The organism is Erythrobacter sp. A6_0, from assembly GCF_017744235.1.
Taxonomy (GTDB): domain Bacteria; phylum Pseudomonadota; class Alphaproteobacteria; order Sphingomonadales; family Sphingomonadaceae; genus Qipengyuania.
Genome location: NZ_JAGHQR010000003.1, coordinates 216185 through 228424 on the forward strand (window position 1 = coordinate 216185; position 12240 = coordinate 228424).

Annotated in this window: 8 protein-coding genes and 1 tRNA gene; 6 read left to right on the forward strand and 3 right to left on the reverse strand. The window is 65.0% G+C overall.

Features of this window, described 5'->3' with window-relative positions; translation table 11 throughout:
- The first annotated feature begins 46 nt into the window (after positions 1-46).
- On the forward strand, positions 47-4801 hold the full coding sequence (locus tag J7347_RS09870; RefSeq protein WP_209161892.1) for an NAD-glutamate dehydrogenase domain-containing protein: 4755 nt from the start codon (positions 47-49) through the stop codon (positions 4799-4801).
- Positions 4802-4844: 43 nt separating this feature from the next.
- Positions 4845-6071, forward strand: coding sequence for an FAD-dependent oxidoreductase (locus tag J7347_RS09875; RefSeq protein ID WP_209161893.1), 1227 nt, complete (start codon positions 4845-4847; stop codon positions 6069-6071).
- Here J7347_RS09875 and queG read toward each other — a convergent pair.
- Entirely contained in the window at positions 6055-7128 is a 1074-nt protein-coding gene (gene queG / locus J7347_RS09880) for a tRNA epoxyqueuosine(34) reductase QueG (RefSeq protein WP_348521602.1), read from the reverse strand. The genes J7347_RS09875 and queG overlap by 17 nt on opposite strands.
- 23 nt (positions 7129-7151) lie before the next feature.
- Between queG and J7347_RS09885 the strand changes: the two genes are divergently transcribed.
- From J7347_RS09885 to msrB, 4 genes are all read left to right on the forward strand, one after another.
- A complete protein-coding gene (locus tag J7347_RS09885; RefSeq protein WP_209161894.1) occupies positions 7152-8123 on the forward strand; it encodes an ATP-binding cassette domain-containing protein in 972 nt (323 codons plus the stop codon).
- Positions 8120-9316, forward strand: a complete 1197-nt coding sequence (locus J7347_RS09890) for an ABC transporter permease (protein ID WP_209161895.1) — start codon at positions 8120-8122, stop codon at positions 9314-9316. Before J7347_RS09885 ends, J7347_RS09890 begins: the two co-directional genes overlap by 4 nt.
- 119 nt (positions 9317-9435) lie before the next feature.
- Positions 9436-10773, forward strand: coding sequence for a cytochrome P450 (locus J7347_RS09895; RefSeq protein ID WP_209161896.1), 1338 nt, complete (start codon positions 9436-9438; stop codon positions 10771-10773).
- A gap of 61 nt (positions 10774-10834) precedes the next feature.
- On the forward strand, positions 10835-11335 hold the full coding sequence (gene msrB, locus J7347_RS09900) for a peptide-methionine (R)-S-oxide reductase MsrB (protein ID WP_209161897.1): 501 nt from the start codon (positions 10835-10837) through the stop codon (positions 11333-11335).
- A gap of 11 nt (positions 11336-11346) precedes the next feature.
- Here msrB and J7347_RS09905 read toward each other — a convergent pair whose 3' ends face one another.
- Both J7347_RS09905 and J7347_RS09910 read right to left on the reverse strand, forming a co-directional pair.
- Positions 11347-11973, reverse strand: a complete 627-nt coding sequence (locus tag J7347_RS09905; RefSeq protein WP_209161898.1) for a PilZ domain-containing protein — start codon at positions 11971-11973, stop codon at positions 11347-11349.
- 141 nt (positions 11974-12114) lie between these two features.
- Positions 12115-12199: transfer RNA gene (locus J7347_RS09910), tRNA-Leu, on the reverse strand.
- Positions 12200-12240 lie beyond the last annotated feature (41 nt).

The window sequence follows — 12240 nt, forward strand, 5'->3', positions numbered from 1 at the left end:
AGGAGAGACCGGGCCGCCCTTTCCGGCGCGCCCGCCGAGAGGTTCTATGGGTTCCAAGCAAGCCGCCCCGAAACAGACCGACGGGCAGGCGCCCGCCATCGATTCCAAGCTGGTCGAAAAGCTTGCCGAACGCATGCGTGGTTCGCTGCTCCCGGGCGACGATCCGATGGACAAGGACCGACTGCACGAAGCCGCGCGGTTCGTCCTCGAAGCCGGAGCGGCGCGGGACATGAACCGCTCCGCCATCGCGCTGGAGTCCCTCAGCGAAGAGCGGCGCTTCATGCGCATCGCCATCGTCAATGACGATATGCCATTCCTGGTCGACTCCACCGCCGCCGCCATCGCCGCGAGCGGTCTGTCGATCGACCGGCTGGTCCATCCGGTGGTGCCGGTCGTGCGGGGCAGCGACCGCAGCCTCGAGACCATTCTCGATAGCGATCCCGACGACGCCTTCTACGAATCGATGATCTACATCGAAACTTCGCGCGTCGATGCCCGTCAGCGCCGCGAACTTCTGGCGAGCCTTAAGGAAACGCTGGGCGATGTGCGCGCGGCGGTTCAGGACTGGCCCAAATTGCAAAGCGCGATGCTGGCCGATGCGGACGCGATCGAAGCGTTCGGGGAGGAAGGCGAACAGGGCGCGGAAATGCTGCGCTGGCTCAACCAGGGCATGCTCACCCAACTCGGCCATATGGTCCGCACGAAAGAGGGCGAGACCACCGAAGCGCTCGGCATCGTGCGCAAGAGCGCTCAGGATCTGCTCGCCGAAAATTCCTACGATCGCGCCTTCGCCTGGTTCGAGGATGCGAAGAACACGCGCGTTCCGCTGATCATCAAGGCCAATCGCGTCGCCAACGTCCATCGCCGCGTGCCGCTCGACCTGTTCATCGTCCCGCGCTGGGAGGGCGAGGGCAAGGGGCGCAAGGTCGCCGCGCTTTCCATCCATGCCGGGGTCTGGACCAGCGCCGCGCTCGCCGCGCCGCCGCGTTCGGTGCCGCGCCTGAAGGATCTGCTCGCCTCGATCGCAGCGCGGCTCGATTTCGATTATAACGGCCATGCCGGCAAGGCATTGGTCCATGCGCTGACCACGCTGCCGCACGATCTCCTGGTGGGTTTCGCCGAACGGGACGTTGAACGCATCGCCACCAATATGATGGCGCTGGTTGATCGTCCGCGCCCGCGCCTCGCGCTGGTCGAAGCGCCCCTTTCGCGCCATCTGTTCGCCTTCGTCTGGTTGCCGCGCGACATGCTGGCGACGCAGGTTCGCCTCGAAATCCAGGCCCTGCTCGAACAGGGTGCGGATGCCCGCATGCTCGACTGGAGCCTTGAGGTCGAAGGCGGCAATCTCGCCATGCTGCGCTTCGTCCTCGATATTCGCGACGGCGAGGGAGAGATCGACGCCAAGGCGCTCGACGATCAATTGCAAACCATGCTGCGCGGCTGGACCGAAGCGGTCGAGACCGAATTGGCGAAGGAATTCGAAGGTAGCCGTGCCGCGGCCATCGCGCTGCGCTGGGCCGAATCGTTTCCGACCCCCTATCGCGGGCGCTTCGGTGCGTCGGAAGCCGCGCTCGATATCGCACGGCTACGCGCTTTGGGCACGCATGCCGAGGGCCAAAGCGAGCATGGCGAAACGCGCCAGCGCGGCGCCCGCCTTTATCGGGGGCAGAGCGGCGATCCCGAAACCCTGCGCCTCAAGCTCTATCAGGCCGAAGGCAGCCTGCCTTTGTCCGACGCGGTTCCCGCGCTGGAAAATTTCGGCTTTCACGTCCAGTCGGAGATGCCGACCGTTCTCGACGATGGCCGCCTGGGCACGGTCCACGATTTCGCGCTGCGCCTGAATCCGGGTATCGAGGCCGAAACGCTGGTCGATCGTGCCGAAGCGATCGAGGAAGCGATCGCTGCCGTTCTGAACGGCGAAGCGGAAAACGACTGCTTCAATCGCCTTGTCGCCGAAACCGGACTGACCGCGCGCGAAGCGAACTGGCTGCGGGCCTTCTATCGCTATCTGCGCCAGACCGGCATGGGATTCACGATCTTCACCGTCGTCGATGCGCTGAGCGGTGCCCGCGACGTGACCCGCGCGCTGATCGCGCTGTTCACCGCGCGCCACGATCCCGAATTCGGGTCCAACCGGGACGATGCCATCGCGGATGCCGAAGCCGCCATCAAGCGCGGACTCGCCAAGGTTCACGCGATCAACGACGACCGCCTGCTGCGCCTCTATCGCGCGTTGATCGACGCGATCCTGCGCACCAATGCCTTCGCTCCGGCGGCGGGCGAGGCACTGGCGTTCAAGATCGATTCCAAGCTCGTCCCCAATCTGCCCAAACCGATCCCCTGGCGCGAAATCTTCGTTTATTCGCGCCGGGTCGAAGGCATTCACCTGCGCGCGGGCGCGGTGGCGCGCGGAGGCCTGCGCTGGTCCGATCGGCGCGACGACTTCCGCACCGAGATCCTCGGCCTGATGAAGGCTCAGCGCGTCAAGAACGCGGTCATCGTGCCCACCGGCGCGAAGGGCGGCTTCTATCCCAAGCAATTGCCCGATCCCGTGCTCGACCGCGATGGCTGGGCGGCGGAAGGCCAGAGCAGCTACGAAGTCTTCATCCGCACGCTGCTGTCGGTCACCGACAATATCGTCGACGACGAAGTCGTGCATCCCGACAGCGTCCGGATCCTCGACGGCGACGATCCCTATTTCGTCGTCGCCGCAGACAAGGGCACGGCGCGCTTCTCCGATGTCGCCAACGGCATCGCTCAGAGCCGCGACTTCTGGCTCGACGATGCGTTCGCCAGCGGCGGCTCCAACGGATACGACCACAAGGCGATGGGCATCACCGCCAAGGGCGCATGGGTATCCGTCCAGCGGCATTTCCGCGAAATGGGCGTCGACGTGCAGAGCGAGCCGATCGAGGTCGTCGGATGTGGCGACATGTCGGGCGACGTGTTCGGCAACGGCATGCTCCTGTCGAAAGCGATCAAGCTGGTCGCAGCTTTCGACCATCGCCATATCTTCATCGATCCCGATCCCGATCCCAAGGCAAGCTTCACGGAGCGCCAGCGCCTGTTCGCCCTGCCGCGATCGAGCTGGGAGGATTACGACGACAAGCTGATCTCGCGCGGAGGCGGCGTATTCCGGCGCGACGCCAAGAGCGTGACCCTGTCCAAGACGGCGCAAAAGGCGCTGGGCCTCAGCGAAGCGACGCACGAGCCCGACGCGGTCATCTCCGCGATCCTGAAGGCGCAGGTCGATCTGATCTGGTTCGGCGGCATCGGCACTTACATCAAGGCCGAACGCGAGAACAACGTGCAGGTCGGCGATCCCGCCAACGATGCGGTGCGCGTGGATGCGGGCGATGTCCGCGCCAAGGTCATCGGCGAAGGCGCCAATCTGGGCGTGACGCAGGCGGGCCGGATCGAATTCGCGCTGGACGGTGGGCGCATCAACACCGACTTCATCGACAATTCGGCCGGCGTCGATTGTTCGGATAACGAGGTCAACATCAAGATCGCGCTGGCCGCGGCGCAGCGGGCGGGCAAATTGTCCGAGCCGAAGCGCAATGCCCTGCTCGAAACGATGACCGACGAAGTCGCCGAGCTGGTGCTGGAAGACAACCGGATGCAGGCGCTCGCCCTCTCGATCGCGGAAATCGGCGGTTCGCGCGCGGCCGAAGCGCAATTACGCCTGATCGAAAAGCTGGAGGAAGGCGGCAATCTTGACCGGCGGACCGAAGGCCTCGCCGATGATGAGACGCTTGGGCGCCGCGCAAGCGACGGCCTGGGCCTGACTCGCCCCGAGCTCGCCGTGCTCCTGTCTTCGACCAAACTCGCCCTTCAGGACTCGATCGAAAAGAGCCCGCTCAGCCAGGACGAAACGCTCGAACCGTTGCTCCTTTCGGCATTCCCCGAGCCGATGCAGACCAAATACCGCGAGGAAATCCTCAGCCATCGTCTGCGCCGCGAATTGGTGGCGACCAAGCTCGCCAACCGGATCGTCAATCGCATGGGTCTCGTCCATCCGTTCGAGCTCGCCGAAGAGGAAGGCGCCACGCTCGACCAGGTGGCTGCGGCCTTCATGGTCGCATCGCGGCTGTTCGACATGGAAGCGCTCTGGGCCGAGATCGACACGGCCGACATGCCCGAGGCCGCGCGGCTTCAGCTGTTCGACCAGGCGGCGCGCGGTCTGCGCATCCAGATGGCCGACCTGATCGGCGCAGGCGTCGGCAGCGGCGATTTCGGAACCGTGCTCGAAGAACTGAGCCCAGGCGTCCAACGCCTGAGCGAAGAGACCGACAATCTGCTGGCAGAAGAAACCCGCCAGCAATCGGGCAAGCTGATCGGCGAAATGGCCGCGATCGGCGCGCCCGCCCCTCTGGCGGCACGCGTGGCGCATCTGTTCGAGATGGACGGCTCGGTCGGCCTTGCCAAGCTGTCGCGCGATCAGGAGATCGAGACCTGCTCGCTGACCCGCGCCTTTACCGAGCTGGGCGCTGCCCTCGGCCTCGACTGGGCGCAGGCGACCTCGGCGATGATGGATCCCTCGGATGTGTGGGAACGCCTGCTCGTCGCCGGGCTCGCGCGCGATTTCCAGCAGATGCGGATCGACTTCCTGCGCCGCCTGTCGCGTCGCAAGGGCGCCAAGGACGACATGCCGGCGATGATCGAGAAATGGACGGGCGAGAACGAGGTGGCGGTGCGCCAGTTCCGCACCATGGTGAACCGCGCCCACGCGCAAAACCCGGTCGCTCCGGCTGCGCTGGCCCAGATCGCCAGCATGGCCCGGAACCTGCTCGGTCGGTAGGCGCGGCTTGACCGCAGGCGCCCAAACGGCAATCCCCGCCGACATGGAGAGAGCCGATATCGTCATCGTGGGTTCGGGGCATGGCGGCGCACAGGCCGCCATCGCGCTGCGCCAGCAGGGGCACGAGGATTCGATCCTCATGCTCAGCCGCGATCGCACCCCGCCCTACGAGCGCCCGCCGCTGTCGAAGGAATATCTCGCCGGCGACAAGCCGCTTGAGCGTATCCTGATCCGTCCGCCCTCCTTCTGGGAGGACAAGGGCGTTGCGGTCGAACTGGGCGTCAACGTCTCCGAAGTCGATGCGATGGCGCGGGAAGTCGTTCTGGGTGACGGGCGACGGATCGGCTATCGCAAGCTTATCTGGGCTGGCGGGGGCGATCCGCGCCGCCTGTCATGTCCCGGGTCGGACCTTGCGGGCATTCATTCGGTGCGCCACCGCATGGACGTCGATGCCATTCGCGCCGATCTCGAAACCGGCGCGCGCCGCGCGGTAGTGGTCGGTGGGGGCTATATCGGGCTCGAGGCGGCAGCGATCCTGCGCAAGCTCGACTGCGAAGTCACGGTTCTCGAAGCGCAGCGCCGCGTGCTCAACCGCGTCGCGGGCGAGGAATTGAGCGGCTTCTACGAAGCGGAACACCGCCGCCAGGGCGTCGACCTGCGGCTGGAAACCGCAGTCGAACGGATCGAGGGCAAGGATGGGCGAGTTGCCGCCGTCATCACGGATGCGTGCGAAGCGATCGCCTGCGACATCGTGGTGGTCGGGATCGGCATCGTCCCCTCGGTCGGCCCGCTGATCGCCGCAGGCGCGGCGGGATCGAACGGCGTGGACGTCGACGGATATTGCCGCACCAGCGTGGACGATATCTACGCGATCGGCGACTGCGCGGCGCATGCCAATCCCTTCGCCGACAATGCGGTGATCCGCCTGGAATCGGTGCAGAATGCGCACGACATGGCGACCTGCACCGCGAAGGCGATCATGGGCGACAAGCAGCCTTACGAGGCCGTGCCCTGGTTCTGGTCGAACCAGTATGATCTCAAGCTCCAGACGGTCGGCCTCTCGCTCGATCATGACGAAGCGGTGCTGCGCGGCGATCCCGAAGCGCGCAGCTTTTCGGTCGTCTATCTGAAGGAAGGCCGCGTGATCGCGCTCGATTGCGTCAACCGGGTCAAGGATTACGTCCAGGGCAAGAAACTGATCGAAGCACGCGCCGAAATCGATCCGGAGCTGCTGGCGGACGGCGAGGTTCCGCTCAAGGAGCTTCTCTGAGCCGCGCGGCAGCCCAGTCCGCCGCATCCCGCACCACAGGATCGGGATCGCCGCGCAGATTTTCGACCTGCTTGAGCAGGTGCGGATTCGCACTGTTTCCCGCCGCATAGAGGCAGTTTCGCACGAACCGCTCTCGCCCGATCCGCTTGATCGGAGAGCCGGAGAAAAACTGTCGGAACCCCGCATCGTCGAAGGATAGAAATTCGGCGAGGCGGGGCGCGACCAGCTCTTCGCGCGGGGCGAGCTTCAGATGACGGTGCGCCGTATCGGCGAACTTGTTCCAGGGGCAGACCGCCAGGCAATCGTCGCAGCCATAGATGCGGTTGCCCAAAGCGGCGCGGAATTCTTCCGCCACCGGCCCCTTGTGCTCAATCGTCAGATAGGAAATGCAGCGCCGCGCATCCAATTGGTAAGGCGCGGGAAAAGCGTCGGTCGGGCAGGCGTCCTGACACTTGTGACACGATCCGCATAGGTCGCGGCCGGGCGCGTCGGGGGCGAGATCGAGTGTCGTGTAGATCGCGCCCAAAAACAGCCAGCTGCCGTGATTGCGGCTGACCAGATTGGTATGCTTGCCCTGCCAGCCGATCCCCGCCGCCTGCCCGAGCGGTTTTTCCATCACCGGCGCGGTGTCGACGAAGACCTTCAATTCGCTCTCCGGCTCGCGCGCGATCATCCAGCGGGCGAGCGCTTTCAGCGCCTTCTTCACGACGTCGTGATAATCGCGCCCCTGCGCATAGACGGAGATGCGCGCGGCTTCGGCATCGCTCTCCAGAGCCAGCGGATCGCCCCCGGGCGCGTAGCTCATGCCCAATGCGATCACGCTCCGCGCGTCGGGCCAGAGGCCTTGCGGGGAGGCGCGCTGCTGCTTCCTCGCTTCCATCCACTCCATCGAGCCATGGCGATCTTCGCCCAGCCATTGCTCCAGCCGCTCTCCATTCAGAGGATCGGTGGCCGCACTCGTAAATCCGCAGGCCGCGAAGCCGAGCGCCGTCGCTTCGGCGCGCAGATCCTCCTGAAAAGACGTGGCGTTAACCAATCTGCTGTTGCTCCGGTTCACGCGTGCCGGTTACCTGCACCCGGATGGCAACCCAAGCGCAAACTCCCCTAATCGAGACTTTGGCGATCGAAGCAAAAGGCCTCGTCAAGCGCTTCGACGATACGCTGGCAGTGGACGGCGTGGACCTCTCGGTGCCCGAGGGCGCGATCTACGGTATTCTCGGCCCCAACGGCGCCGGCAAGACGACGACCTTGCGAATGCTGCTGGGCATTATCGACCCGGACGAGGGTGTTCGGCGCGTCTTCGGCCATGACCGCCCGCACGATATCGCGCGCCTGATCGGCTACCTGCCCGAGGAGCGCGGCCTGTATCCGGCGATGAAATGCGACGAGGCGATCGCCTTCATGGGCGCGCTGCGGGGGCTGCCGCTGGACGAAGGCCGCAGGCGCGGGCGCGAATTGATGGAAGCGCACGGCCTCGGCCACGCGGTGGACCGCCAGATCCGCCAATTATCGAAGGGCATGGCGCAGACCGTCCAGCTGCTCGGCACGCTGGTCCATCGCCCGCGTCTGGTGGTGCTCGACGAGCCCTTCAGCGGCCTTGATGCGATCAATCAGGGCAAGCTGGAAGTGATGATACGCGAGCTCGCCGCCGACGGCGTGACGGTGATCTTTTCGACCCATGTCATCCACCATGCCGAGCGGTTGTGCGATGATGTCGCGATCATCGCAGGCGGCAAGGTGCCCTATGCCGGATCGGTCGATGCCGCGCGCGATCGCATTCCCGCGCAGGTGCGGCTGGAAACGCGCCGAGCCGAAGGCGCATGGCGCACCGCGCTCCCCGATGATGCACGGCACGATCCGAAGACGGATGGGAGCCATTTCTGGTATTTCCCCCTGCCTGCGGGCGGGATCGAGGCCCTGTTGAAACGCCTGATCGAAGGCGAAGCGGGCGTGCTGTCGCTCTCCATCGAGCGGGCCGGGCTGCACGATGCCTTCGTCGAAATCGCAGGCGCGGCAGCGGCGAAGGCGATGAAGGACGAGGTGCCGGCATGACCGCTTCGCGTCTTTCCCTGTGGCAGGCCGCCTGGGTGATCGCCCGGCGCGACATGCGGGCGATCCTGTTCAGCAAGGCCTTCCTCCTCTTCCTGCTCGGCCCGATCTTCTTCGGCGGAATAAGCCTCGGCGCAGGCATGCTCGGCGCGAAGGCGGCGGGCAGCGCGGAACCGGCCCGGCTTGCGGTGATCCTGTCGCCGCAGGAAACCGCCGATCTGCGCCGCGCCTATGCCGAACTCGCGCCACTGGTGGACCTGCCGATCGTCGAGGCGGTGCGCGCGAACGATACGGAGCCACGTGCGCTTCTGAAAGATCGCGACCGCAATTTCGGCGCGGTCCTGACCGGGTCGCTCGCCGCGCCGCGCCTTACCGGAACGCCGGACCAGATCGAGCGGTGGCGCGGCCGCGTCGCTCTGCTGGCTGCGCGTGCCATGCGTGACAGCGCGACTTATCCCAGCGTCGTGCTCGATCCCACCAGCAGCAGCGTCGCCAGCGCGCGCACCGCGCAGACCGGGACCGCCACGGCAGGGATTACGCTCCTGTTCCTGCTCACCATGCTGCTGGCCGGAATGGTGCTGTCCAATCTGGTCGAGGAAAAGGCCAACAAGATCATCGAAATCCTCGCCGCCGCGATTCCGATGGATGCCGTGTTCGTGGGCAAATTGTTCGCCATGCTCGGCGTCAGCTTCGTGGGTCTGGCGGTGTGGGGCGCGATTGCAGGCGTGGCCATCCTGCTCGGCGGGGCGGCGATCCCTGCGCTGGTTGCGCCCGCAATCGGCTGGCCCCTCTTCGTCGCGCTGTTCGTCGTCTATTTCGCGCTCGCCTATCTCCTGATCGGGTCGATCTTCCTCACCGTCGGCTCGATGGCGGCGACGGTGCGCGATGTGCAGACCCTGTCCATGCCCGCCACCATCGCGCAACTGGCGGTGTTCTTCCTGGCGACTTTCGCGATGACCGATATCGGATCGCCGATGGAGCTGTTCGCCTGCATCTTCCCGCTATCCTCGCCCTACGCGATGGTGGGCCGCGCGGCGCAATCGGCAGCACTGTGGCCCCATCTGCTCGCGCTGGTCTGGCAGGTCATGTGGGTCGCGATCTTCGTGCGGGTGGGCGCGCGCCTGTTCCGGCGCAAGGTGATGAAATCGGGGCCTGCCGGCCGCAAGCCGAAAAACAAGGGCGCGCCTGCCGTCTGACGCTGCGGGGACCGGATTGGGTTTTCAATCGCAACCCTGTTGACACCCATGTCAGTTGCGGCAGGATGCGAAGCCAGGACGAGCGACCGCCAAGGAGTCGCCGCCGACGGAGAGAGATCATGGCCACCGCCCCCATTCAGCGGCCGGAAGTCCGCCGCGAACCGAGCGCCTACGAAGCGCTCAAATCGCATTTCGATCAGCATCCCGAACAGCGTCTCAGCCATCCGCACAAATGGGATGTCAGCCGCAGCGACATCTACGCGGATAACACCTGGCATCCGATCTTCCGCGAAATGCGCGAGGCCGGGCCGCTGCATTACATACCCGAAAGCCCCTTCGGCCCCTATTGGGCGGTCGTCGGACACAAAGCGATCCAGCATATCGAGGCCCTGCCGGAGACGTTCTCCTCAAGCTGGGAGCATGGCGGGATCACCATTCTCAACCGTCTGAGCGAAGAGGAACTGGCCGAGGCAGGCGTCGATCGGCGCGAGCTGCCGATGTTCATCGCCATGGATCGGCCCGAGCACACCGGCCAGCGCCGCACCGTCGCGCCGAAATTCACCCCCAGCGCGATGACCGCGATGGAGTCCGAGATCCGCCAGCGCACCGGCGAAGTGCTGGACCGCCTGCCCCACGGCGAAACCTTCGACTGGGTCGATCATGTCTCGATCGAACTCACCACCGGCATGCTCGCCATTCTGTTCGGCTTCCCCTGGGAGGATCGCCGCCTGCTGACCTTCTGGTCGGACTGGTCGGGCGATACCGAGCTCGCTTCGGTGCGCGAACTGGACAAGATGCGCTGGGAAATCCTCCACGAAATGGGCGCCTATTTCCAGTCGCTCTGGGCCGAGCGGATGCAGGACCCCGAGCCGGGCGACGATCTCATCTCGATGATGATCCATTCCGAAGCGATGAATCAGATGCGGCCCGAGGAATTCATGGGCAATCTGGTGCTGCTGATCGTGGGCGGTAACGACACCACCCGCAATTCGATGAGCGGCTTCGTCTACCAGCTCGACAAGAACCCGGATGAGCGCCGGAAATTCGAGGAAGACCCGTCGGTCATTCCCAATGCGGTGCAGGAAATGCTGCGCCTGCAGACCCCGCTCGCGCATATGCGCCGCACCTGCACCGAGGATACCGAGGTGTTCGGCCAGACCATCAGGAAGGGCGACAAGGTCGTCCTGTGGTATCTCAGCGCCAATCGCGACGAAGACGTGTTCGAAAATCCCGACGCGCTCGACCTCACCCGCGACAATGCCCGGCGGCATATCGCCTTCGGTTACGGCATCCACCGCTGCGTCGGCGCGCGGCTGGCGGAACTGCAGCTCAAGATCCTGCTCGAAGAAATGCACAAGCGGCGCCTGCGCGTCGATGTGGTGGGCGATGTCGAGCGGGTGCGCGCCAATTTCGTCCATGGCTTCCGCAAGCTGGAAGTCCAGGTGTCGACGTTCTGATTGATCCGGGTTTTTCGGCGATCAAGCATGGGTTCAGGACCCTTCGTCTAAAGTGACGACCATGACCAAGACGAAAACCTACACCACGCATCGCCGCGGCCTGTTCGGCATTCTCGGGACCGGCGCGGCCACTGCCGTGCTCGCCGCCCATGGCAGCGATGCCCAGGCCAAGAGCTTCCCCGTCGCGCGCAGCGAGGCGGAATGGAAGAAGCGCCTGACGAAGGCCGAATTCACCGTCCTGCGCGAAGAAGGGACCGAACGGCCCTATTCCAGCCCGCTGAACGAGGAAAAGCGCAAGGGCGTCTATGCCTGCGCGGGCTGCGGCAACGCGGTCTATTCCTCGCGCACGAAGTTCGAAAGCGGGACGGGCTGGCCCAGTTTCTGGGATGCGATGCCCGGCGGCGTCGGCACCAGCCGCGATTTCAAGCTCGGCTATCCGCGCACCGAAGTCCATTGCGCCGATTGCGGCGGACATTTGGGCCATATCTTCAACGATGGCCCGAAACCGACCGGCAAGCGCCACTGCATCAACGGCGTGGCGATGGATTTCCGCCCCGCTTGATTGCGTCGGCCTTAGTCCGACAGCAGAACCGGGCTCTGGATCGATGCGGCCATGCGCGCGAAATCGGATAGCGAGAACGTGTTGTCGAACACCAGCCCATATTCGGGCGCGCGCCGCCAGCGGACCTTGGCGCGGATTTCGGGCAGATCGCCGCTGGTCAGTTTAACGGTCTGCGCGATCGCAAGGGGCACGTCGCAATCGATGCACGCGCCCTGTTGAGACAGGTTGCGCGTGATCGCCTGTCCGCGCCCGGTCAGGCAGGAAACCTCGATCGGCATTTCGATATTGAGGCGTAGCTGGCGCTTAGGATAATCGGGCGCTTCGCGGATCAGTTTTTCGACCGGAACGGGCGTCAGGAAGGTGAAGCTCCCCTCCCGCCCCTCGGACCGAACCTTTTGAAGCTCGAACGCATCGCCGTTCGGCAATTCCAGCGCCATACGGTCCCCGCTCGGCAAGCGGTGAAAGGTGCGCAGCGAAATCCCGGTCGCCGAAACGTCGCGAATCACGCAGACGAATTCTCCCGAACCGCAGATGAGCTTGGCCGAGCGAATCAGCGAGGTGTAGCGAGTCGCGCCGCGCTGATCGCGATTCGGCGTCTCGACCTCAGCCTTTTCAAAATTCGCTTCCGGATAGCCCATAGTGCCGCAAGTCCCTGTTTCTTAGCACCAAATCAGTCCACCGGATGCGGCCGACCACACCAACATCTTCTATAGAAGCCAGGTTAAAATGGAGTAAGCGGGACGGGCGCCCAACGGCGAAAATCGCTGCCGCTGGCGCAATGGTGCGGGTGGCGAGACTCGAACTCGCACGTCCAAAGGACAGGGGATTTTAAGTCCCCGGCGTCTACCATTCCGCCACACCCGCCATGGGTCACCGCCTAGCGCGCGGGCGCGATGGCCGCAATC